This is a genomic window from Micromonospora sp. DT228, from assembly GCF_049841595.1.
Classification (GTDB): domain Bacteria; phylum Actinomycetota; class Actinomycetes; order Mycobacteriales; family Micromonosporaceae; genus Micromonospora.
In genome coordinates this window covers 648,757-671,278 of sequence record NZ_JBNCKO010000002.1, presented here as the reverse complement: position 1 = coordinate 671,278, position 22,522 = coordinate 648,757, and the positions used below count along the sequence as shown (strand labels likewise).

General features: G+C 71.5%; 25 protein-coding genes. 7 read left to right on the top strand and 18 right to left on the bottom strand.

Going from position 1 to position 22,522, the window contains the following annotated elements; genetic code table 11:
* Window positions 1-76: 76 nt before the first annotated feature.
* The 3 genes from ACLQ29_RS06495 to ACLQ29_RS06485 form a co-directional block, all read right to left on the bottom strand.
* Window positions 77-370: a WXG100 family type VII secretion target gene (locus ACLQ29_RS06495; RefSeq protein WP_393373663.1), complete on the bottom strand. Its 294-nt coding sequence runs from the start codon at window positions 368-370 to the stop codon at window positions 77-79.
* A 19-nt stretch (window positions 371-389) separates the two neighbouring features.
* Window positions 390-725, bottom strand: a complete 336-nt coding sequence (locus ACLQ29_RS06490; RefSeq protein WP_357080014.1) for a WXG100 family type VII secretion target — start codon at window positions 723-725, stop codon at window positions 390-392.
* Between the two features lie 66 nt (window positions 726-791).
* A complete protein-coding gene (locus ACLQ29_RS06485; protein WP_425770730.1) occupies window positions 792-1,652 on the bottom strand; it encodes a hypothetical protein in 861 nt (286 codons plus the stop codon).
* A gap of 60 nt (window positions 1,653-1,712) precedes the next feature.
* Here ACLQ29_RS06485 and ACLQ29_RS06480 point away from each other — a divergent pair, with 60 nt between their 5' ends.
* The 3 genes from ACLQ29_RS06480 to ACLQ29_RS06470 are packed head-to-tail and all read left to right on the top strand — an operon-like array spanning window position 1,713 to window position 3,134.
* Window positions 1,713-2,006: a hypothetical protein gene (locus ACLQ29_RS06480; RefSeq protein WP_425770729.1), complete on the top strand. Its 294-nt coding sequence runs from the start codon at window positions 1,713-1,715 to the stop codon at window positions 2,004-2,006.
* Between the two features lie 10 nt (window positions 2,007-2,016).
* Window positions 2,017-2,736: a hypothetical protein gene (locus ACLQ29_RS06475; protein ID WP_425770728.1), complete on the top strand. Its 720-nt coding sequence runs from the start codon at window positions 2,017-2,019 to the stop codon at window positions 2,734-2,736.
* A gap of 47 nt (window positions 2,737-2,783) precedes the next feature.
* Window positions 2,784-3,134, top strand: coding sequence for a hypothetical protein (locus ACLQ29_RS06470; RefSeq protein WP_425770727.1), 351 nt, complete (start codon window positions 2,784-2,786; stop codon window positions 3,132-3,134).
* A 25-nt stretch (window positions 3,135-3,159) separates the two neighbouring features.
* On the opposite strand, the gene eccD is transcribed toward ACLQ29_RS06470, so the two are convergent.
* A complete protein-coding gene (gene eccD / locus ACLQ29_RS06465; RefSeq protein ID WP_425770726.1) occupies window positions 3,160-4,482 on the bottom strand; it encodes a type VII secretion integral membrane protein EccD in 1,323 nt (440 codons plus the stop codon).
* A gap of 116 nt (window positions 4,483-4,598) precedes the next feature.
* On the opposite strand from eccD, the gene eccCa reads away from it, so the two are divergent.
* Window positions 4,599-8,621 carry a type VII secretion protein EccCa gene (gene eccCa / locus ACLQ29_RS06460; protein WP_425770725.1) on the top strand — a complete coding sequence of 1,341 codons (4,023 nt, stop codon included), beginning with the start codon at window positions 4,599-4,601 and terminating at the stop codon, window positions 8,619-8,621.
* A gap of 53 nt (window positions 8,622-8,674) precedes the next feature.
* Here eccCa and ACLQ29_RS06455 read toward each other — a convergent pair whose 3' ends face one another.
* From ACLQ29_RS06455 to ACLQ29_RS06435, 5 genes are all read right to left on the bottom strand, one after another.
* Complete coding sequence (locus tag ACLQ29_RS06455; protein ID WP_425770723.1) at window positions 8,675-9,304, bottom strand: hypothetical protein; 630 nt, start codon at window positions 9,302-9,304, stop codon at window positions 8,675-8,677.
* Between the two features lie 164 nt (window positions 9,305-9,468).
* Window positions 9,469-10,311 (bottom strand): hypothetical protein, encoded by an 843-nt coding sequence (locus ACLQ29_RS06450; RefSeq protein WP_425770721.1) that lies wholly within the window; start codon window positions 10,309-10,311, stop codon window positions 9,469-9,471.
* Complete coding sequence (locus ACLQ29_RS06445) at window positions 10,308-10,817, bottom strand: SigE family RNA polymerase sigma factor (protein ID WP_425770719.1); 510 nt, start codon at window positions 10,815-10,817, stop codon at window positions 10,308-10,310. The genes ACLQ29_RS06450 and ACLQ29_RS06445 overlap by 4 nt, the downstream gene beginning before the upstream one ends.
* Before the next feature lie 278 nt (window positions 10,818-11,095).
* Window positions 11,096-11,671 (bottom strand): DUF5565 family protein, encoded by a 576-nt coding sequence (locus ACLQ29_RS06440; RefSeq protein ID WP_425770718.1) that lies wholly within the window; start codon window positions 11,669-11,671, stop codon window positions 11,096-11,098.
* A 207-nt stretch (window positions 11,672-11,878) separates the two neighbouring features.
* A complete protein-coding gene (locus tag ACLQ29_RS06435; RefSeq protein WP_425770716.1) occupies window positions 11,879-12,424 on the bottom strand; it encodes a hypothetical protein in 546 nt (181 codons plus the stop codon).
* A gap of 140 nt (window positions 12,425-12,564) precedes the next feature.
* On the opposite strand from ACLQ29_RS06435, the gene ACLQ29_RS06430 reads away from it, so the two are divergent.
* Complete coding sequence (locus ACLQ29_RS06430; RefSeq protein ID WP_425770714.1) at window positions 12,565-12,906, top strand: hypothetical protein; 342 nt, start codon at window positions 12,565-12,567, stop codon at window positions 12,904-12,906.
* Between the two features lie 9 nt (window positions 12,907-12,915).
* Here ACLQ29_RS06430 and ACLQ29_RS06425 read toward each other — a convergent pair whose 3' ends face one another.
* The 4 genes from ACLQ29_RS06425 to ACLQ29_RS06410 all read right to left on the bottom strand — a co-directional run bounded on the left by ACLQ29_RS06425 (window position 12,916) and on the right by ACLQ29_RS06410 (window position 16,118).
* Window positions 12,916-13,383 (bottom strand): ribose-5-phosphate isomerase, encoded by a 468-nt coding sequence (locus ACLQ29_RS06425; RefSeq protein WP_393373694.1) that lies wholly within the window; start codon window positions 13,381-13,383, stop codon window positions 12,916-12,918.
* An 88-nt stretch (window positions 13,384-13,471) separates the two neighbouring features.
* Window positions 13,472-14,671: a DUF1015 family protein gene (locus ACLQ29_RS06420; RefSeq protein WP_425770711.1), complete on the bottom strand. Its 1,200-nt coding sequence runs from the start codon at window positions 14,669-14,671 to the stop codon at window positions 13,472-13,474.
* A 79-nt stretch (window positions 14,672-14,750) separates the two neighbouring features.
* Window positions 14,751-15,296 carry a hypothetical protein gene (locus tag ACLQ29_RS06415; RefSeq protein WP_425770709.1) on the bottom strand — a complete coding sequence of 182 codons (546 nt, stop codon included), beginning with the start codon at window positions 15,294-15,296 and terminating at the stop codon, window positions 14,751-14,753.
* 195 nt (window positions 15,297-15,491) lie between these two features.
* The gene (locus tag ACLQ29_RS06410) at window positions 15,492-16,118 is read right to left on the bottom strand and encodes a disulfide bond formation protein DsbA (RefSeq protein WP_425770707.1); all 627 of its coding nucleotides are present in this window, start codon (window positions 16,116-16,118) and stop codon (window positions 15,492-15,494) included.
* Window positions 16,119-16,338: 220 nt separating this feature from the next.
* Here ACLQ29_RS06410 and pepN point away from each other — a divergent pair, with 220 nt between their 5' ends.
* Together pepN and ACLQ29_RS06400 are read left to right on the top strand one after the other, a co-directional pair.
* The gene (gene pepN / locus ACLQ29_RS06405) at window positions 16,339-18,888 is read left to right on the top strand and encodes an aminopeptidase N (protein WP_425770705.1); all 2,550 of its coding nucleotides are present in this window, start codon (window positions 16,339-16,341) and stop codon (window positions 18,886-18,888) included.
* Window positions 18,889-18,973: 85 nt separating this feature from the next.
* Window positions 18,974-19,537: a Uma2 family endonuclease gene (locus tag ACLQ29_RS06400; RefSeq protein ID WP_425770703.1), complete on the top strand. Its 564-nt coding sequence runs from the start codon at window positions 18,974-18,976 to the stop codon at window positions 19,535-19,537.
* Window positions 19,538-19,589: 52 nt separating this feature from the next.
* On the opposite strand, the gene ACLQ29_RS06395 is transcribed toward ACLQ29_RS06400, so the two are convergent.
* From ACLQ29_RS06395 to ACLQ29_RS06375, 5 genes are all read right to left on the bottom strand, one after another.
* Complete coding sequence (locus tag ACLQ29_RS06395) at window positions 19,590-19,997, bottom strand: DUF5130 family protein (protein WP_425770701.1); 408 nt, start codon at window positions 19,995-19,997, stop codon at window positions 19,590-19,592.
* Complete coding sequence (locus ACLQ29_RS06390) at window positions 19,984-20,280, bottom strand: aa3-type cytochrome oxidase subunit CtaJ (protein ID WP_355032334.1); 297 nt, start codon at window positions 20,278-20,280, stop codon at window positions 19,984-19,986. The genes ACLQ29_RS06395 and ACLQ29_RS06390 overlap by 14 nt, the downstream gene beginning before the upstream one ends.
* 75 nt (window positions 20,281-20,355) lie before the next feature.
* On the bottom strand, window positions 20,356-21,819 hold the full coding sequence (locus tag ACLQ29_RS06385) for an amidase (protein ID WP_425770699.1): 1,464 nt from the start codon (window positions 21,817-21,819) through the stop codon (window positions 20,356-20,358).
* 55 nt (window positions 21,820-21,874) lie between these two features.
* Complete coding sequence (locus ACLQ29_RS06380; RefSeq protein ID WP_425770697.1) at window positions 21,875-22,303, bottom strand: PIN domain-containing protein; 429 nt, start codon at window positions 22,301-22,303, stop codon at window positions 21,875-21,877.
* The gene (locus ACLQ29_RS06375) at window positions 22,300-22,518 is read right to left on the bottom strand and encodes a type II toxin-antitoxin system VapB family antitoxin (RefSeq protein WP_425770695.1); all 219 of its coding nucleotides are present in this window, start codon (window positions 22,516-22,518) and stop codon (window positions 22,300-22,302) included. Before ACLQ29_RS06375 ends, ACLQ29_RS06380 begins: the two co-directional genes overlap by 4 nt.
* Window positions 22,519-22,522: the final 4 nt, after the last annotated feature.

Below are 22,522 nucleotides of genomic sequence, written 5' to 3'. Positions count from 1 at the left end.
CCACCCGCTCGGCGCCACGGACCACGACGACGCGTCCGGGTCTCGGTCGAGCCCCGGACGCGGTCGCACGAATGGATCAGCCCTGCAGAGTCCCCCGCACCTGGCCGCGCATCTCCTGCACGGACGTCGTGGTTTGACCCAGGGCACCCTTCACCGAGTCGAGGATCTGCTTCACGGTGTCCGCCGCAGTGTTCCACTGCAACTGGATACCGTTGTAGATCTCCATCTCGTCGCCCTCCCAGTTGGCCTTGACCCGGGTGACGAAGTTGGTCAGATCATCGAGACTTGCCTGGACCCCGTTGGCCACCGAAGCAATGTCGCCCTGCGCCGACCCGGCGGTCGACTCGTCGTAACTGAAGACGTCACCCATGATCCCCGTAACCTTCCCGTCAGCCCCGGAACTTCGCGCTGTCCCAGTTGGCCGACCCCATGGTCGACTGCAACTGGCTGGTCTGCTCCGAGTGGTAGGTGTCGTAGAGCTGCCCCGCCGAACCGACCCGGCTCGTGATGTCGGTCAACGCCTTGTTGAGATCAGCCATCGCCGTGTTCCAGCGCTGCGTCAGCTGGTCCCAACTCTGGAACGCGGAGCCCTTCCACACCGCCGGCAACGGCTCGATCGCGCTGATGAACGACCGCGCCTGGCTGTTGAGCGCGGCGACCGAAGTGTCTAGGTTTGACGAGTGTTGGTTGACCGCATTGTCGGTGATCGAAAACTTCGCACCCATCCGAAGCCCCTCCCGTAGATTCGACCCACAGTCATTCGAACATAGACACGCAACGACCTTTCTGCGCTACCCGAGTCGCATATCTCGCACAATCTGCGCGGCAACGTCGAGAATGATCTCCTGCGTGCCGCCCGCGAGATCGGCCCAGCGCAGCGCATCGGGGGTCCGCAGCGCCGGGTCGAACGGCAGGACGAAAGTCGGGAGGTCGCCGGGCGACTGCTCGACCGCGGCGACGCCGGGCTGCGGGTCCTGGCCGACCAACACCTGGACGCCGACCCGGTCGAGCGGCTCGCGCAGCAGGGGGGCGATCCACGACCGGCAGTCGGCAAGCAACCGGGAGCCGCGCCCGTCGTTGGGGGCCACGAGCACCACCCGGTCGGCCCGGGTCAGCACCGCCGGCACGACCGGATCGTCGGTCAGCGGCGGGGTGTCGACGACACGTACGGGGAACCAACGGCTGAGGGTGGCCGAGACCGTGCCGTACTCGGCTGCCGTCACCGGGGGTTCGACGTCGCCCGGGGGGCCGGCCAACAGCATCGCCCGCTCGGCCAGCGCGAGGCGCTCCCGCAGCCAGCGGTGACCCACCGCCGGCCGGCGACCAGCGGTGGCGCCGCGCAGGCCGAGACCGGCCAGCACCACCTCGGTGGACCCACCGGCCCGGATCGCCAGCCGGGCGTGCAGGCCACCACCGTGGCCGGTGTCCACGGCGAGCACCCTCGTGCCCTGGTGGCGGGCCAGCGCCGAGGTCACCAGCGCCGCGACGGTCGACCGGCCGGTGCCCGAGCCCGGCCCGACCACGGCGATCACTCCCGGCCGGAGCCGGGCGGAGAGAATGTCGTCGCGCTCCCGCTCGACCCGCACCCGTGCGGTGATCCTGGGGTCGAGGGCGCGCACCATCGTCCGGCCGATCTGTCGGTACTCGGTCATCGGGGTCCCCCGGTATAGACGTGAGTTGTTAGCCTTGGTGAGCGATGACGGGGAGGCGGGATGACGTACGTTCAGTATCCTTACGCGACGCTGGTGAGCCTAGGTGGAAATTTGACCACCCTTGCCGACCAGTTGGAGACGGATCATCGCGGGGTGGTCGACTGCGCCGGCCTGACCGATGATCATGCCGATATTCAGGGTGCGATCTCCGATTTTCGGGACGAATGGAAGACCAGCCTGCTCGAGTTGATGAACAACATCGGCGAGTGGGGCGGGCTCTCCAGTGCGATCGGCAAGATGGTCGCCGACTTCGACACCCAGACCGCCGCCGCGCTGCGCCCCACCGAATCGTAGGGGGTGCCGCATGAGCGACGTCTCCATGCTTGATCCGCTGCCCGCCCACGATCTGAAGCTCAACCCCCATGCCCCGCACCCGGACTTCCCGTGGTTCATCGGGGTCCCCTCAGACTGGGCGCTGCTCGACACCAATCCGGAGTCCTGGCAGCGCAGCGCCGCCCGGATGGTCGACGACCGGTTCTTCGGTCAACGGCTGCGCGCCGCCGAGCGCCGGGAGGTGCTCCAGTTCGTGGAGCAGCTCGTCGCCGACTGCCAACGCGCCGGCGCGTCGCTGAGCCTGGTGCAGCTGGGGCGGATGTCCACGGGTGCGGTCGGCAGCGCCGGGCTGCACCTGGGCTGGTTCAACTCGGCGCCCCAGCCGGCCGGCCTCGCCCTGGTCCGGCAGACGCTGCCGCGCACCGGCACGACGGAGGAGGTCGAGACTCCGACCGGGCCGGGAGTGCTGCACCGCGACGTCGCGTCCACGGTGCCGCCGGGCGGCCTGACCCGGGTCCGTTCGATGGTGTTGCAGCTGTTCCTGCCACTTCCCGGCACCACCTGGACGGCCCTGCTCAGTGCCGCGACACCGCACCCCGAGATGGAGCAGGTGCTCGCCGACGTGATCGTGGCGGTGGCCCAGAGCATCAAGCCCGCCGACCCGGACGACGTAGCGGCCGCCAACGAGGCCAACCGGGCCGACCAGGCCGAGCGCACCGACCAGGCCGAGCGGGCAAACGACGATGGCTGACCGCCGGTCGGTCGCGACCATCACCGACGACCGGGCTGGGCTCGGCCGTGGCTGACGGCCGGGACCGGGTGGTGGTCGAGGCGCACGCGCTGCGTACTGCCACGGCCAAGGCCGCGCTCCTGCACGGGTCCCGGCGCGGCCCACGTGATCTGCGCCGTCCCTACGCGACGGTGATCGCGAGCCTGGTCGTCGGCGCACTGCTGCTGATCGCCGTCTGGGCGATCACAAGTATCGGTGGCCTCCTTGCCCAGCAGCGCCAGAAGCGAGGGATGGCCCCGCCCGCCGCCACGCAGCCGGCGTCGGACGCGCCACGTTCCTTCCTCGTACGATCGGCAGGACCGGCGGACCGGTCCGGGCCGACCACGACGATCGTGCCCCGCACCGCGCTGATCGGCTGATCAGCGGATGCGGTCGGCCCTCGGCTCAGCGGGCCGCCCAGTCGAAGCCCCCGAAGACCGCGATCACCAGCGGTGCGAGGCTGACCACCGCGAGTACCTCGGCCAGGTCGAGGAGCTGCCGCAGTCGGGCCGCGCCGACGTCGTCCAGCCGGGGACGGCCGGCCCAGAGCACCGCACCCACCACCACCAGGACACCGACCACTGCCAACCAGGCACGCACCGCCTCGTCGGCATCGGTGAGGCGGACGGCACCGAGCACCGCGACGGTGGCCGCCGTCACCGGTGGGACGAGCATGGGCAGCACCTGACCGAAGCGGGTGAAGACCCGCGCTCGCAGCGCGAACACCAGGCCCAGCACCGCGCCGAGCACCACGCCGACGCCGGCCGGCCCGGTCAACAGCACGACGCAGGCGGCGGTGGCGGCCAGCGCGACGCCGACCAGGGCACCGGACAGCACGCTCTGGCCTCGGCGGACCGCCGCCGCGACCAGGTGCCGGCCGACCCACTGGCTCTCCTCCTGCCGGCGCAGCAGATCGACGAGGCGGGCCGAGCTGAGCGCGAGCTGCGGCGCCAGACCCACCGCGAAGACGACCACGACAGATCCCACGGCCGCCGCCTGCTGCGGGTCGAGCCCGGCAACGAGCAGCGTGGTGCCGAGCCCGCCGAGCACAGTCACCGCGAGCCCGCCGGCGGCAACGCCGTACCAACGCTCACCGGCCAGGACGAACAGGGCGGCGCCGAGACCCGCGCCGAGGGCGCCGGCGGTGAACCAGGCCGGCTCGGGCCAACCGGCCGCTCGGGCCACCGCGAAGCCGGCGACCAGCCAGGCCGGCGCGGCAGCGGTGCTCAGGAGCGTGCCTCCGGGCGCGCCCAGCAGACGCCCGGCCAGCACCGTCAGGGCGGCCACCGCGAACAGCATGGCCGGGGCCGCGGCCACCGGCACCGGCATGGTGGTGAGCGCGTACGTGAGGATCAGCACCACGACACCGGCCAGTGCCGCGCTGCCCGTCATCCGGGCGGTGTCGCGCCATTCGCTGCCGTCACCGTCCAGGGTGGTCTGCACCTCGTCCACCACGTCGTCGACGAACGGCGGCAGGGGCGCCTGCTCGGGCGGGGTCAGGTAGAGCGTCTCGGCGTCGATGATGCCGGCCTCGTCCAGGGAGCGACGTGGGTCCAACCCACCGGCGGCCACCGTGGACAGTCTCCAACGCCCGGCGGCCTCGGGCGTGAGCGAGAGCAGCTCGCACACCTGCGGCACGAACTCCAGCACCGGCCGGGCCGCCGGCAGGCTGATGTCGAGGCTTCGTCCGCCGGCTACCACTGTCACTCGGGTGAATCGGGTTGCCATGACCCTCCGTCCCCGCACGGTCGGCCCAGTGTGCCGACCGGTACTACTGTAGGCAGTCGGAGCACTACCGGTAACCCGGCCGAGGCACTGATCGGTTCGGCCCGGAGGGGGTCGCGATGACGCAGCGGGTGATTCACCGACCGGCCCGGGTCCCACCAACGGAGCCGGAGCCGACCGCGCTCGACGTGGTCTCACCACCGGCGGTGCCCGACGGCGGCGGTGGGTTCGCGGGCGTCATGCAGGTCTTCCTCCCGATCATGGGCGGGGCCGGCATGTTGCTCATGATGATGGCCAACCAAAACCCGATCATGATGATCGCCGGGCTCGGCATGCTCGTCGCCACGGTGTTCGGCGGGATCGCCGCGTACGTCACCCAGCGCACCGGCGCGGCCCGCCGTTTCGCCCGACAACGGCAGCGGTACCTGGAGTACATCGACCGGATCCGCGACCAGATCCGGGCGGACGCCGTCACCCAGCGGGCCGCGGCCCAGCACCGACACCCCGCACCGGAGGTGCTGCCGGACCTGCTCCGTGACCCGCACCGCCGGTGGGAGCGACGGCTGGCCGACCCGGACTTCCTGGTGCTGCGGGTCGGGCACGGTCAGGATCGCCTCTGGCGCCGGGTCACCCTCCAGGCCGACGAGAACAACCCGCTTGTCGATCTGGACCCGGTCACCCTGGCCGCCGCCCGGCTGGTCGTGGACCGGGACCGACTGCTCGACGGCATGCCGGTCGCGGTGCCGGTCACCGGTGTGGTCTCGGTGGTCGGCAGCCCGGCCGCCACCCGCAACCTGGTGCGGGTGCTGGTGGCGCAGCTCGCCACCCTGCACGCTCCCGACGACGTGCGCCTCGCGTGGCTGCTCGGCGGCACCGCCGGGCCGGAGTTCGACTGGCTGAAGTGGCTTCCGCACTGCCTGCACCCGAGCGAGTACGACGGCCCGGCCCCGCAGCGGCTGGTGGCCGCGGAGCCGATGGCGCTGGCGTCGCTGCTCACCGCGGAGCTGTCCCGGCGCGTCGGTGAGGTCGCCCGGGCCCGGCGACTGGGCGATCCGCAGCACCGGTTCCGGGGCAGCCGGTTGGTCGTCGTGGTCGACCAGATCTCCGCCGGGCGAGCCGACCCGCTCGGTCACCTCGAAGCCGGTCTCGCCCCCGACGACCTGGGCATGGCGGTGGTGGTGCTCGTCGACGACCGGCAGCACGAGCCGTCCCACGTGGACGTCCGGGTGGTTTGCGAGGGCGACCAGGTCACCGTTCAGGATCTGCGCAAGGTCAAGGACACTCGGGCCCAGGTGATCCTGGCCGAGCGTGAGCGGTTGCGCGGCGCACCCGCCGGCACTGTCGACAAGCTCGACCTGGCGGAGATGGAGATGCTGGCCCGGCGGGTCTCGCCGCTGCGGCTGGTGGCCGACCTGGTGGAGGACGCGCCGCTGGAGTCGACAGTCGACCTGCGTGGGCTGCTCGGCATCGTGGACGAGGCGAGCTACGACGTGCGGTCGCTGTGGGCGCCCCGGATGCTCTCGGACTTCCTCACGGTGCCGTTCGGGGTGGGCACGGACGGCAACCCGGTGCACCTGGACATCAAGGAGGCCGCGTTGGGCGGCATGGGCCCACACGGGCTCTGCGTCGGCGCGACCGGCTCCGGCAAGTCCGAGGTCCTGCGGACGCTGGTGCTCACCCTGGCGATGACCCACCCGCCCGAGCGGCTCAGCCTGGTGCTTGTCGACTACAAGGGCGGCGCGACCTTCGCCGGGTTGGAACATCTGCCGCACACCTCGGCGATGATCTCGAACCTGTCCGACGACTCCGGCCTGGTGGACAGGCTGCACGACGCGATCCAGGGGGAGATGAAGCGCCGCCAGCAGATCCTGCTCGACGCCGGGCAACTGGCCAACATCACCGAGTACAACAGGCGGCGGGACGCGGGCCGGCCGTTGCCGCCGCTGCCCAACCTGATGGTGATCATCGACGAGTTCAGCGAGCTGCTGACCGCCAAACCGGACTTCATCGAGCTGTTCATCGCGATCGGCCGGATCGGCCGGTCGATCGGCATCCACCAGATGCTCGCCTCGCAGCGGTTGGAGGAGGGCCGACTGCGCGGGTTGGAGTCGTTCCTGTCGTACCGGCTGGGGTTGCGCACCTTCAACGAGCAGGAGAGCCGCACCGTGCTGGGGGTGCCCGACGCGTACCGGCTGCCGCCGCTGCCCGGATCGGGCTACCTGAAGGTCGACACCACGGTCTTCGAGCGGTTCAAGGCGGCGTACGTGTCCGGCACGTACCGGCCGCCGGCCGGCGAGGAGGTGGTGGACGCCGCACCCGACCCGACGGTCTTCCTGATGTACAACGTGGCCCGGCACCTGCCGAAGCCGTTGACGACCGAGGAGTCGGCGGAGGCCGACGAGAGCGTCTCGGCGCCGAGCACCCTGGACGTCGTGGTCGACCGGTTGCGCGAGCACGGGCGGCAGGCGCACCGGATCTGGCTGCCGCCGCTGCCGGCCGCGCTGCCGCTGGACTCCGTCGTCGGCCCGCTGGAGACCGATCCGGCGTACGGCCTGGTGGCCCCGGTGGAGCGGCGCGGGCGGCTGCGGATTCCGCTCGGCCTGCTCGATCGGCCCACCGAGCAGACACAGGAACCGTTCGTGCTGGACATCTCCGGCGCGGGTGGGCACGTCTGTGTGCTCGGCGCGCCGCAGACCGGTAAGTCGACGTTGCTGCGCAGCCTGGTGGCCGGTGCCGCGCTGACCCACACGCCGCAGGACATCGCGTTCTACTGCGTCGATGTCGGCGGTGGTGCGCTGAACGCGCTGGCCGGGCTGCCGCACGTCGGTGGGGTGGCCGGTCGGCTGGACCCGGACCGGATTCGCCGGACGGTGACCGAGGTCAGCATGCTGATGACCGAACGGGAGGAGCTTTTCGCCGCACACGGCATCGACTCGATCGACACGATGCGGCGGATGCACCGGGAGGGCCGGCTGCCCGAGCTGGCCGCCGCCGACGTCGTGCTGGTGATCGACAACTATCCGGTGCTGAAGACGGAGTTCGAGGATCTCGCCGATCTCGTCCAGGACATCGGCTCCCGAGGGCTCGGGTATGCCGTACACCTGGTGTTGACCGCCGGTCGGTGGTCGGACCTGCGGATGCAGCTCCAGGCGGTGATCGGCTCGAAGATCGAGTTCCGGTTGAACGACCCGCTGGACTCGACGATCAAGCGGCAGGCCGCCGAGAACCTGCGCGCCGACACCCCGGGCCGCTGCCTGACCCAGGACGCGCTGACCGCGCACATCGCGCTGCCCCGCATCGACGGCAGCGACGACGTGACCACCCTGCCGAAAGGGCTCGACGATCTGGTGTCCCGGGTGGCGACGGCCTGGACCGGCCCGTCGGCGCCGGCCATCCGGATGCTACCCACCATGATCGGGTACGGGGAGGTAGCCACCGGGCTGCCCGCCGACGGGCGGGTCCGGCTCGGGCTCGACGAGGCGGAGCTGCGACCCACGATGCTCGACCTGTTCGGCACCGACCCGCACCTGCTCGTCTTCGGCGACTCGGCAAGCGGCAAGACGTCGTTGCTCCGCCTGCTGGTCCGGGACCTGACCGCGCAGTTCACCGACGAGCAGTTGGTCTTCGCGGTCATCGACCTGCGGCGCACCATGTTGGACGCGGTGCCCGAGGCGTATCTCGGCGCGTACGCCGGCACCGCCAAAGCCGCCCAGGGGCTGGTGCAGAATCTCGCCACCGTATTCCACGATCGGCTGCCCCCGGACACTTTGACCGTCGATCAGCTCCGGAGTCGGTCCTGGTGGAAGGGACCGGAGATCGTGGTGCTCTGCGACGACTACGACCTGCTGCCCACCGGCGGCGCCGGCCCGTTGGGCCCGTTCCTGGAGTTCCTGCCGCAGTCGAAGGACCTCGGCTTCCACCTGGTGCTGACCCGGCGCAGCGGCGGCGCGGGCCGGGCCGTCCACGAGCCGGTGCCGCAGCGGATGAAGGAGGTCGGCTGCGCCGGGCTGCTGCTCTCCGGCGAGCGGCAGGAGGGCCAACTCTGGCCGCAGGCCCACCTCTCCGTGCAACCCCCCGGCCGGGGGCGGCTGGTGCGTCGGGGCCGTCGCACCACCCTCGTGCAGTTGGCGTACGTCGAGTAGAACGCGGCGAGCGGTCGTCCCGCCCGGGCCGGCTCCGCCGCCGTCGTCCCCGATCAGCAACAGGTCCGGTGCGTAGTCCGGGATCTCGTACGTGCGGTTGCGTTCGGCGATCTCGTCCGGACCGCAGTCCCACGCATCCCCGAACCGCGGGCAGGGCGACGGCGCACGTGGTAGGCGTAGGTCAGGGCGAGCACTATCGGACCCCAGAGCCCTATCGGGCTGATGCACACCATGGCCAGCGCCTGCCACCAGCCGTTCTCGTACGCCACGCCGTCGGACACACCGACCCAGGTGAGCGCCATCCAGACCGACACCGTGGTCAGGAGCAGCCCTCCGAGCACGGCAGGGACAACCGTCGCCATGGACGGCACACGTCTGCCACCAATGACCGGGATCCAGGTCGGGACCACCTCGCCCCAGCCGCACACCAGACCGATGCTGAGCAGCGCCAGCAACTCGGTGAGCACACTGAGTCCGATGACATACGGGACAGCGATCCACAACGGAGACACGGGTGCGTCGTCGAGCTGACCCATGTCGAAGTGAAAGGCGAACGGCAACCTCCACAGGCATGAGGGGAGCAGCAGCCAGGGGAGCGCGTAGGCGGTACGGAGCGCCCACCGTGGGACGGGTTGTTCGGTGTCGCTGCTGGCCGGGGCCGCATGCCATAACGTGATCGCCATATGCCAAATTCTTTACCGGCGTCGACGACAGATGATCCCCGGTGAGGACCAACCACCTCCCCCGCGCGAGCTAGGGTGCGGCGCCGGCCGAGCGGCAGGAGGGCCGACCAGGACGCGGCGCGTGGCCATCCCCGCCCGGGCCGGAACCCGGGGCGGGGAACGGGTCAGCGCAGGTGGAACCGTTCGTCGACCGCGAGGGCCGCCAACTGCCGCACGGAGAACGGCAACTCCTTCAACGACGGCCGGGTCTCGTCGAGCTTCGCGCCCTGCGCCACGTAGACCACCACGCCGTCCGGGTGCCGGTACGCCGACCACTGGTCGAGCCGGTCGTCGTTGCCCGGTCGGACCACCACGCCGACCTGCGCCGCTCCGACCGTTTCGAGCTGGCATTCGCCCTGCATGCCCCAGAAGTCGCGGGTCAGGGCGCACGGCTCGGTCGGCAACTGGTTGCCGGCATCGTGGACCTCGACGATCACCCGCCCGGTACCGATGCCTCGAGCCACGGCGACCGAGGTCAGGTAACTCCACCTGTCGACGCCGTTCACCTTCTCCTCGAACTGCGCCTGCTGGGTCCGCAACGTCCGCTGGTCGGCGGGCTGGTCGGCCGGATCCTCCGGCGAGGTGTAGCCGGCGGGCACGACGGCGACGACTTCGTTGAGCAGTTGGACCCCCCGGTCGTACTGGGATCCGGCCCGTGCCGTCCGGTCCTCCTGCGGTTGACCGTCGGGGCCGGTCGGCCACGGCTCCTTGGTGTCCCCCGTCGCGTCCAGAGACACCAGTGGCCCTTGGCCCGCCGGTTGGTAGACGAGGTCGTCCGGAGTGGTGACGACCGCGAAGCCGGTGACGGCCAGCACGACGGCCGCTGACCCGAGCGACGTCCACAACGCGCGGCGGCGGAAATGTGCCCGCCGCGCCGCGCTGAGCGTGGCTCCCGTACTCAATGCTGGTGGCGGGGTGGTTCTCGCCATCTCGCCGCGCAACGCGTCGCGCAGTTCTTGTCCGTTCATCGCTTCCCCATCTCGATCCCGCTGTAGGTGGGTGCCAGGAGGCCACGCAGGGTGTCGAGCCCGCGTGCGGCCTGGCTCTTCACCGTCCCTGGAGAGCACTCCAGCAGCGCGGCGACGTCCTCGATGGATTGGTCCTCCCAGTAGCGGAGGACCAGCACGGCCCGTTGGCGCGGTGCGACGCGGGCCAGGGCCTCAAGCAGCACCAGCCGGCTCTCCGGCGAGTCCGGAACGGCCGCCTGCTCGGCGTCCTCGCTCCCCACCCGTTCACGCCGCCACCAGCCGCGACGCCGCTCGTCGAGGAACGTCCGGATCAGGATCTGGCGGACGTAGCTGTCGAGCACCTCGTGCCGCGAGATCCGGTGCCAGACCCGGTAGAGCTTGACGAACGTGGTCTGCACCAGGTCTTCCGCACGGTGCCAGTCGCCGCACAGCAGGTACGCCGTGGCACGCATGGCAGCGGCCCGTGCCGCGAAGTACTCGGCGAACGCCTCGTCGCGATCGCTCATTCAGGCCTCCGATCCCCATTTCGAGTTAGTCACGCGGGGTCCGGCCCGGGAGGTTGCTTCAGAATTCGCCTACGTCTCGAAGGGATCAACGCCGAACGGCGTCCGGAGGCGACAAACCAGCCGCGTCCACCGCGAGCAGCGAGCCCTTGCCGGGTCGAGACAGACCAGACGGGTCGAGCGCTCGTGCACCAGGACGCCGTCGGGTGTGCTCGCCGTCGCGGTCGGGTCGGCCCGCTGGTGCAGTGCGCGACGCCAGAGGGTTTCGAAGATCACGCAACCTATCCCGCTTCGGCCGCGGGCAGCGCTGTCGACGCAGCGAAGTCGCGGCGCTTCAACTTCGCCCGCCGGCCGTCGGGATGGTGCCAGACGATCCCCTCGTACCGCGGGTGCGCCAACAGCCAGTCACGCAGACCGTCCAGGTCCCGTGGCACGTCGAACCGCTCGGCATCGGCGTGGGGCACGAGCTCGTGGCCCCGTACACCCTCGGGGTTGCCGTTGATCTTCGGGCCGATCAGTTCGTAGGTGCCCGGAGATCGCCGTTCCGGCGCGGCGGCCAGGGCCTCGGCGTGGTACCTGGCGTACGGCGACTGCTCGACCGGCTCCCAGCCCATGGTCTTGCCCGTCGCGTCGTCGGTCATCACCGGGCGGTAGCCCGGTGGCTGCGTCCGGCCCGCCCGCACCTCGCGCCGGGCCCACCACACGCCGTCCTCGTCGAGCAGCAGGCAGGTGCCGTCGTACTTTCGCGTCGACGTCCCCTCTCCGTCGAGGACCCACTGGCAGGTGGGGTTGACCTCGGACAGGACGTGCTTGCGGTCGTCGGGGTTCCGTAGAAAAAGGGTGGGAATCTTCTTCACCCGAGCATCGTCCCATCGGCCCGAAACGATTTATCGCAGGAACTGGGGTCCTGGACGCGAGACGGACCAGCCGCGCACGGATGAACCGTGGCCAGCGGGGTATGCGGCGGCCCTGTCTGGTGGAGGAGACGACCAGCCTCGCGGCGTGCCGCGAGGCTGACGCCCGGGCGGGCGGCGCTCGCCGGCCGCCTGGGCGTTTCCCCGAGCTCAGTTCGAGGAGATCCAGTTCCAGGCCGAGACGACCCACTCGGTCTGCTGCAGCCACGCCACGCCCAGTCCGACGAGGAACACCGCCGTCGCCAGGTGGGCGCCCCGGGCGCTGCGCCGCACCCGGCCAAGCTGCCGCTCCCACACCACCCGGCCGACCAGCCGGGACAGCGCGAACAGGCCGACCGCCACCAGCATGCTGAGCACCAGCACCAGCACCGGGCCACTCAGGTCACCCTGGCCGGAGAGCGCCCAGATCCCCCAGCACACGAACGCGAAGAGCCCGGCCGCCGCGCTCCACTCGCCGCCGCGCCGCAACTGCGCCATCCGCCAGCTCAGCGGCCGACGCGGGGCCTGCTCGCCGGGCCAGCCGGTGCCGGTCGGCTCCTGCTCGACCACTCCGAACGGCTCGGTCCGCGGGCTGCGCCGCTGACCCACCGGAGCTACGCCCCGGCGGAATCCGTCGCGCTGCGGCGGCACCCCGACGCCGGCCTGCGGTGGCACCTCCACGGTCCGCTCCGCCCACGGCTGCGTCTGGTCTGCCATCTCGTCCTCCCCCTGACCGACGGCATCACCGCCGCCTGAATCCGAGGGTAACCAGCCGGCAAACAGGTCGCCGACCCCGCCCGAGACGTGGACCGGCACGACAGTGCCGAATCGCCCGCCGGGCAGGGTACGGTCGGCTGATGGCTGACCCCGACCGACGACGGCGACGGCTGCGCCACCACCCCGATGCCGAGCCGGCCGCTCGGAGCACCGACACCCCGACGGCCAGCACCACAGGCGTGCACGACGGTGACGATCCGCCCCCGCGCCGCCGGAACTCCGGCGGCGACGAGCGCGACGGCGAGCGAGGGCTGCGCGGGTTGGTCGGTTCCGGTTCGTCCCAGGTGGGGCTCAGTGCCGCGCTACGGGCCCGGGACGCGGCCCGACCCACCGACGACGACCTCGCCGAGGCGGAGGCCCGGGTGGTTGTCGTCCGACGCAACTGGGTGCCCCGCGAGGAGTTGCCCCGCTCGCCGCGCTGACCCCACCGGTCAGGGCAGCTCGGGCAGCTCCCGGGTCTTCTCGTACTCGGCCACCTGGTCGATCCGTCGGGCATGCCGCTCGTTGCCGGAGAACGGCGTGTTGAGGAATGCCTCGACGATGCCCGTGGCGTCGTCGAGCGTGTGCTGACGGGCACCGATCGCGACCACGTTCGCGTCGTTGTGCTGACGGGCCAGTTGGGCGGTCTCCACGCTCCAGGCCAGCGCGGCACGGACACCGGCGACCTTGTTCGCGGCGATCTGCTCACCGTTGCCGGACCCGCCGATCACCACACCGAGACCCGTCTCGTCGGCCACCACCTGATCGCCGGTGTGCAGGCAGAACGTCGGATAGTCGTCGTCCGGGTCGTAGCTGTGCGGACCGACGTCGACCACGTCGTACCCCTGTTTGGCCAGGTGGTTGGCCAGGTGCACCTTCAACTCGAAACCGGCGTGATCGGATCCCAGGTAGACGCGCATACCGCGCAGTCTCTCAGGCCGCGCTCTCCGACGCCGCGCGGGCGGCGTCGGAGAGCCGGGTTCGTCACACGGTCGGGTGCGGGACCGCTCAGTGCGGCAGCTCAGCGACGACCAGACCGCCGCGCGCCTTCGGGGTGAACCAGGTGCTCTTGCGGGGCATCTTCTCCCGGGCCAGGTTCACCGCGACGAAGTCCGCCACGGTCACCGGCGCGATCAGGATCGCCAGCTCGGCCCGGCCGGCGTCGACCTCACCGGTGAGCCAGCTCGCCGGGTAGTCACCGCCGACGTAGGTGATCCGCTTGTCGCCCGGGTCCAGACCGAGCGCGTCGCGCAGCAGCAGCCGCTCGACAAGAGCGTGGTCCAGGTTTTCCAGGTCGCCGGCGGCCGTGGCGGGCAGGCGCACCGCGTACCCCTGGTCGCCGACACGGAGGTGCACGGTGCCGCCGGCCGCCGGGACCTCGACCGGGCCGTCGATCGGCGCGACCTCGGCGCCCGCCGCGCGCAGCCGGTCGAGCAGCTCGGCAGGCGTGGTGGTCAGCTCACTGACCAGCCGGTTGTAGGGCTGGATGGCCACCGACGCGGGCGTGGTGACCACGGCCAGGAAGCGCGGCAGCCCGCCGGTCTGCGCGGCCAGGCTGCGGTGGTTACCGTCGGCGACGACCAGCTCACCACCGCCGGCGAGAGCGGTGAGCGTGGCCTGCTCCGGGCCGGGGCCGAGCAGCCAGATGGCATGTGTGCGGCCCGCCTGGTCGGCGTCCGTCGCGGCGGGCGCGCCGGCCGTCTCGGTCGCCGCCGCGAGCGCGGCGTGCAGCTCGTCGCCGCGCCCGGTCTGCAGCAGGAGTACGGGTGAGAGCAGGTGACCGAGCGCCTCGGCCAGGGCCACCCGCTCGCGCACCTTGGCGATGAAGACGTCCTCGTTGCGGATGACCAGGCCCGGCTCGTCGGCCCGGGTGGAGATCTGGTCGGTGTCGACCATCGCGAACAGCCCGTACGCCGACTCCTCGCCGGGCGCGCTGATCCGGTAGAGGACCACCACCTCCTCGGCGGGCGTGTAGCTGCCGTCGGCCTTCGCCTCGGCGAGGCGGGCCACCGCGTCCGGCAGCGCGTCGAGGAACGACGTGCCCAGGCTCCGCGGGGCGCGATGCGGCATCTCGATGCCGAGAGCACTGTGCGGGTTCGCCTCGATGATCGCGGTGATCTCCGCGTCGTCGGCGAACTCGTCGTAGTTTTGCGCGCCGGTGCCACCAGTGGTGACCCACGCCCGGGAGATCGGATGCACGACCGTCATGCCCACTGACGGTACCGGCGGCGGTGTCGCCGCCGACGGGGACCCGTGTGGGGTCCACCAGATGAAAGTGCCGAGCCGGTCAGCTGGCCCGGTCGGACGCGCCCCGGCGGTGCCTGCCCGCCGCCGGTCCGGCGTTGCCGCGGCGGCCGGTCGCGGCCGGCCCGGTGTTCACGGCACGGCGGGGTGACGCGGGCGGCCCCGGCACCGGACGCTCGGGCGGCGGGGACGGGACGGGACGCGGGCTCAGCGGCGGCGTCGGCACCGGACGCGGCGCGGCGGGCGCCGGCGGGGGCGGCGCGGGTTCGGCCGGCGCGGCGGCCGACGGCGGGACCGGAGCCGACGCCACGGCGGCGGCCGGTACGGGCTCGATCGCCGCGACGACCGGCGGCGCGGGATCGGCGAGCAGCGGCGCCGCGGGCACGACCGGGGTCAGCCGGGAGGTCACCGGGACCCGGGCCACGCCGACCACGATGGGCGGGGCGAGCAGATCCACCACGTGGGCGGGAAGGTCGGGGCGGACCGCCGGCCAGCGGGAGTCGTCGACCGACCAGTAGGCCGCGCCGGGAGTCTCGATCACCCCCGGACGGGTCAGTTGATCGTCACCGGACGCACGGTGCTTGGCCATCGGGAAAGCCTCCACGAACTGCGGGGTGCGGCCCTGCGGGTCGCTGCGGCGGACATGCAGGCCAACGACGCGGCAGTCCCCCGGTGACGGGGCAGGCACCGCCGACCCACGACACGCCGAGCGAACGCGCGGTGCCGTGGGTCGGGTGGGCTGCCCTGCCAACGCCGGGCGTCGACAGGGCAACCCCTCCGCGTCTCAGTCGAAGATCGGACCCTGCTCACGGGTGCGCTTGAGCTCGTAGAAGCCCGGGGTGCCGGCGACCAGCAGCACGCCGTCCCAGAGTCGACCGGCGGCCTCCCCCTTCGGAGCCGGGGTGATCACCGGACCGAAGAACGCGACCGGGCTGCCGTCCGGGCCGGGCGCGTGGACGACCGGGGTGCCGACGTCCTGCCCGACCGGACGCATGCCGGCCTCGTGGCTGGCCCGCAGCGCCTCGTCGTAGTCGGTGCTCTCGGCGGCCGCCGCCAGCGCCGGGTCCAGGCCGGCGTCGGTCAACGCGGCGACGTAGAGCTCGTGGCCCCGCACCTCCTTGCCGAGGTGGATCCGGGTGCCGAGCGCGGTGTAGAGCGGACGCAGGGCGTCGTTGCCGTACCGCTGCTCGGCGGCGATGCAGACCCGCACCGGCCCCCAGGCCGTCTTCAGGAACTCCTTGTAGTCCTCGGACAGCTCGTCCCGGCCGTCGTTGAGCACGGACAGGCTCATCACGTGGAACCGGATGTCCACATCCCGGATCTGCTCGACCTCCAGCAGCCAGCGGGAGGTGATCCACGCCCACGGGCAGGACGGGTCGAACCACATGTCGGCGGTGACACGCTCGGTCACGGTGAGATCCCTTCGCAACGGGTGGCGCCGACAGGTCGGCGTCTCAGGAGAATCTTCACCCCGCGGCGCATCGCCCGGCACCCGGATGAGAGCGTGACCTCGGCCACCGCGGGCTGCCCGTACATGGAAGACTCGGATCGGGCCAGCCGTCACGAGCGGTAGGCGAACGGACGCCGCCGGGCGTACGGCGAGATGTGGGATGGAGACAACAGTGCCGGGAGTGCGCAACCTGACGCAGGTCGAGGCGACCGAGCGGGCCCGCCTGCTCAACGTGACGGGGTATGACATCAGTCTGGACCTGTCCAGCGCCGTGCTGGCGGCCGACGGCCGCACGTTCCGGTCAACGACCGAGGTCCGGTTCCGCTGCTCCGAACCGGGCGCGAGCACCTTCATCGAGTTGGCCGCCGAATCGGTGCGGTCCGCGACGCTCAACGGCACTCCCGTCGACCTCTCCGACTGGTCCGCCGAGAAGGGCCTGACCCTGTCCGGGTTGGACGGCGACAACGTCCTGGTGGTCGACGCCGACTTCGGTTACTCCAACAGCGGTCAGGGTCTGCACCGGACGGTCGACCCGGTGGACGGCGAGACCTACCTCTACAGCCAGTTCGAGACGGCCGACGCGCAGCGGGTGTTCGCCTGCTTCGACCAGCCCGACCTGAAGAGCGTCTACACCTGGCACGCCACCGTTCCGGCGCACTGGCGGGCGGTGTCCAACATGCCGGTGCAGCGGGAGGAGCCCGCGGGTGAGGGGCTCAAGACGCTGCACTTCACCGAGTCGCCCCGGATGAGCACCTACATCACGGCGATGTGCGCCGGGCCGTACCACGAGGTGCGCGACACCCACGACGGCATCGACCTCGGGGCGTTCTGCCGGGCCTCGATGGCCCAGTACCTGGACTCCGACGACCTGTTCCTGATCACCAAGCAGGGCTTCGACTTCTTCCACGAGAAGTTCGGCGTGCGCTACCCGCTGCCGAAGTACGACCAGCTCTGGGTGCCCGACTTCAACGCCGGCGCGATGGAGAATTTCGGCTGTGTGACGCACGCCGAGTCGCACTACCTGTTCCGCTCGCAGGTCACCGACTTCGAGTACGAGCAGCGGGCCAACACGATCCTGCACGAGCTGGCCCACATGTGGTTCGGCGACCTGGTCACCATGCGCTGGTGGAACGACCTGTGGCTGAACGAGTCGTTCGCCGAGTGGGCCAGCCACTGGTGCAACACGAACGCCACCCGGTTCACCGAGGCGTGGACGACGTTCCTGTCCATCCGGAAGAACTGGGGCTACCGGCAGGACCAGCTCTCCTCCACCCACCCGGTCTACACCGAGATGCCGGACATGGAGGCCGTCGAGGTCAACTTCGACGGCATCACCTACGCCAAGGGCGCGAGCGTGCTCAAGCAGCTCGTCGCTTACGTGGGCGAGGAGCCGTTCGTGGCCGGGCTGCGGGCCTACTTCGGCAAGCACGCCTGGGGCAACGCCACCTTCGACGACCTGCTCAGCGAGCTGGAGGTCGCGTCCGGCCGGGAGCTGCGCAAGTTCGCCGCGCAGTGGTTGGAGACCGCGCAGGTCAACACGCTGCGCCCGGAGGTGACGATCGGCACGGACGGCACCTACGAGCAGGTGGCGGTCCGGCAGGAGGCGCCGACCGCGTACCCGACGCTGCGGACGCACCGCATCGGCGTGGGCCTGTACGACCTGACCGACGGGCGGCTGGTGCGCCGGGAACGGCACGAGGTGGACGTGACCGGCGAGCGGACCGACCTCGCCGAGCTGCGCGGTGTCCGGGCCGCCGACGTGCTGCTGCTCAACGACGACGACCTGAGCTACACCAAGCTGCGCCTCGACGACCGGTCGATGGCCACGGTGGTGCAGCACATCGGGGGCTTCGAGTCGTCGCTGGCGCGGGCGCTCTGCTGGACCGCGGCATGGGACATGATCCGTGACGCCGAGCTGTCGGCCCGCGACTACGTGGCGCTGGCGCTGACCGGGCTGCCCGCGGAGACCGACATCAACCTGGTCACCGCGACCCTGCGACAGGCGACCACCGCGATCACCCTCTACGCCGACCCGGCCTGGGCGCCGACCGGTTGGGCCGAGCTGGCCCGTACCGCCCGGGACGCGCTCGCCGCCGCCGAGCCCGGCAGCGGGTTCCAGCTGGCCTGGGCTCGTGCGTTCACCTCGGCGGCCCGCTCCGACGAGGACCTGGCCACGCTGCGCGGGTGGCTGGACGGGGTCGGTACGCCGGCCGGGCTGACCGTGGACACCGAGCTGCGCTGGTCGGTCCTCTCCGCGCTGGTGGCCAACGGGGCCGCCGGTGCCGCCGAGATCGAGGCGGAGCTGGCCGGTGACCGCACCGCCAGCGGCGAACGGGAGGCGGCGTACGCGCACGCGCTGGTGCCGACGGCAGAGAACAAGGAGGCGGTCTGGGCGCTGCTGACCGGTCCGGACTCCCTGCCCAACTGGCGCCACCGGGCGCTCCTGCAGGGCCTCGCCCACCCGGCGCAGGTGGACCTGATCGCGCCCTACCGGGAGCGGTACTTCACGGCCGTCGGCCAGGTGTGGGCCACCCGGGACAGCGAGCCCGCGCAGGAGTTCGCGCAGCTGGCGTACCCGATCTACCTGGTGGAGGACGACACGGTGGCGGCCACCGACGCGTGGCTGGCCGGCGACGGGCATCCCGGCCCGCTGCGCCGGCTGGTCGCCGAGGGCCGCGACGGTGTGGTGCGGGCGCTCAAGGCCCGCACGAAGGACGCCCAGAGCGCCTGAGCAGCGTTGTCCGGTGCCCGGGGCCGGCGTGGGTGAGAGCCCGCGCCGGCCCCGGACGTTATCGTGACTAGAGGAGGTGGACGTGATGGCACAGCCGACCTACGAGTGGCGGCCCCCTGCGCGCGAGTGGCGCGAGCAGGACCTGTTCAACCTTCCCGAGGACGGGAACCGCTACGAGATCATCGACGGGAGTCTGCACGTGACCCCACCACCGGGTTTCGGCCACCAGGAACTGGCGGATGAGCTACGAGCAGCCCTGCGAGCAGCTACGCCGACCGGGTGGCGGGTTATTCGGGAGGTGGGCCTCCGCGCTGCCGGAAGTAATCTCATCCCTGATGTCGTGGTGCTGAAGCCGACGGCCCCCGCGGACGGCACCTGGATCGAAGCAGCGGATGTGGCACTTGTCGTCGAGGTGGAATCACCAAGCAGCCGCCGGCATGACCGGTTCACCAAACCAGCGCTGTACGCCGAGGTCGGCATTCCCGCCTACTGGCGTGTCGAGCGCGGCGACTTCGGCCCCGTGATATATCGCTACGAGCTGGTTAAGGGCGTTCACTACAACCTGCTCGGCACGGTCGGCCCAGACGACGCGGTGCAGATCGACGAGCCTTGGCCGATGCGCCTGGATCCCTCCGTCTGGCCCCGGTAAACCACGAAAGGCCCGGCCCGCTGAACGCGGACCGGGCTTCGTCGTGTGTGGGTCAGCCCTTGCCGGCGTGGCTGGCGAGCTGGTCGAGGCCGTTGATGATGCCGCCGGCCAGGTCCCCGCCGCTGAACGCGCCCGCCATGGAGAGCGCGGCCAGTTTGGCGTACGTGTCGGGGACGCGCTTGCGCGCGTAGCGGCCGGTGATGATCTCCAACTGGCGCTGGTTGGGCGACACCGCGATCAGCACCGACCGGTCGGGGTCGGCGAGCTGGCGGTGCAGCCGCTGGGCGTGCTCCCGAATCGGCTCGTCGAGGCCGCCGACGAAGACCGAGAAGACCAGGCCGGTGCCCCGGTCGGCCAGGCGCAGCGCCTCGTCGATGCGCAGCAGCTGGCGGGTCGAGAACGGCCCGTCCAGCACCTCGGGCGGATTTTCCGACCTGGTCTGCTTCTCACCAACGGTCACTTGCGCCTCCGGTTCCACCGGCCGGCGCGTCGACGCTGGCCTGCTCAAGCTTGTGGCTGGTCAGCGCGGGCGCCTGCGCCCCCGCCGTCAGCGCGGTGCCGGCCGAGTCGGCCAGCTGCTCCGGACGGCCCAGGAACCAGACCGGAGTGAAGTCGAAGGGCCGGCCCGGCCGGTAGCGCTTGGCGCCACCGCCACCGCCGGTGGCACCCCCACGGCTGCCGGCGTACGACAGGCCGGCGATGACCAGCACCGCGGCCAACGGGATGCCGACAAAGACCAGCAACGTCTCGGTAACAGACAATCCCAACGCCCCCAGGCGGAAGAAGGACGACCTCGAACAACCGGGTCGGATGGACGATCATGTTGTCGACCGCCCGACTCCGTCACCATTCACGTTAGCGGAGTCGACGGCCCGCCAGATTGCGGGGTGCCGATCCCATCCGTCACTGGAGTTCTCCAGTTGCGCAGCGGTAGCGACGAGCCGCGCGTCGTCGCCGTACCGGCCGGTGAGCAGCACCCCGACGGGCAGGCCGTCGGTCGTTGCGCCCACCGGCAGGGAGACGGAGGGATCGCCGGTGACGTTGAAGATGGCGCAGTACGGCGAGAATCGGCGTTGTCTGTCGAAGTCGGCTGCCGGGTCACCATCGGCGCTGAACCAGCCGACGGGTGCCTGCGGGGCGGCGAGGGTGGGACAGAGCAGCAGGTCGCAGCCGGCGGTGCGACGGGCGCCGAGCCGGACCTGCGCCTGCAGCTCACCGAGGGTGGCGGCCAGGGTGCCGGCGGAGATCTCGGCGCCGCGGGCCCGCAGCAACCGGGTCAGTGGCAGCAGCTCCGCCTCCCGCTGCGGCGGCACCGGGGTGAGCGCCAGCACGTACCAGAGGATCTCGAACAGTGGCCACGCCGCGGGCCCGAGCGGCGGCGCCACCTCGACCACCTCGTGGCCGGCCGCGGTGAGCAGCGCGGTGGCCCGGTCCACGGCGGCCACGCAGTCGGGGTGCACCGGCTCGTCGGCGAGCATCGGCGTGGTGAACCGGCCGATCCGCAGCGGGCCGGGAGCGGCACGGCGCGCAGCGGCCAGGTAGCCGCCCGGCGGCGCGGTTGGCGGCAGGTAGGGCTCGCCGGGGACCGGCACGGCCATGACGTCGAGCAGCGCGGCGACGTCGGTGACGGTCCGCCCGAGCGGGCCGCTGGTGGGCAGGCCGAACGCGCCGGAGCCGAGCGGCCCGCCGGAGACGAGGCCACGGCTGGGTTTGTAGCCGACGAGGCCGCAGAGCGACGCCGGGATGCGCAGTGAGCCGCCGCCGTCGGACCCCTGGGCGACCGGAACCAGCCCGGCCGCGACCGCCGCCGCCGCGCCGCCGCTGGACCCGCCCGCGGTGTACGCCAGTTGCCACGGATTGCGGGCCGGCGGCGCGACCCGGCCTTCCGAGTAGAGCGAGCAGCCCAACTCGGAGGTGGTGGTCTTGCCGAGGCTGACCAGGCCGGCGGCCTTGATGAACCGGACCACGTCGGCGTCGACCGGCGGGACGAAGTCGATGAAGGCGGCCGACCCGAATGTGGTGCGGACCCCGGCGGTGAGCGTCAGGTCCTTGATCGCGGTCGGTACGCCGTGCAGCGGGCCTCGGGCCTCGACCGGCGCGGCGTCGGCTGCGCGAGCGGCTTCCCGGGCGAGATCGGGCGTGACCGTGACGAACGCGCCCACGGTGTCACCGAGCGCTTCCACCCGGCGCAGGTAGTGCTCGACCAGGTCGACGCTGGACAGCTCGCCACGGGCTATCGCCGCGGCCTGCTCCAACGCGGTCAGGTCGTGCGGCTCGGCCATCCCCTCATCCTGCCCGCTCAAGCCAGCGGTGGCCCCCCGACACGGCGTCGACGGGTCACATCAGGGTTCCTGCCGGGGCCACCCACTCGCTGCGCGGCCCGCCGACGTCGCTGATGAGATCGTAGTCGCGGTCGTAGTGCAGGACGGTCGCCGAGTACTCCGCAGCGGTGGCAGCGACAAGGACGTCGACCGGACTGGCGGCGCGGTGGTGGCCACGTGCGGTCAGCGCCAGTTGCAGATCCCGCGCCCTGGTCGCCACGGCCGGAGTGCTCGGAAGATCGATCATCACCTCCGCACGACGTGCACGTATCGTCATGGCGTCCCGAAAGTCGCGGGCACTCCGCCCGTCCTCGAGGTCGAGTGGCACGCAGGTCGCCGCGAGTCCTTCCGCGAGGATCGTCGTGATTCGCTTGCCTGCGATCGGCTGACGGAGGCGACTCCAGGCTGACGTGTCGATGAGGTACAGCCCGGCCGGTGGAGTCACGCCGCGTCCTGCTCGCCGCGCGGGATCTTGTCGTCCTCGAGCAGACCAGTCCAGTCCCGGTCAATCGACATAAGCTCTCGGATGGCCTCCATCCGCTCGCTGCGCTCCGCGACGAGCCGCAGCGCGGCATGGATCGTGTCCTTCTTGCTCTTGGTGCCGAGCTCGAGACGGGCCCGGTCGAGCAGTTCATCGTCAAGATCGATGACGGTCTTCATGCGC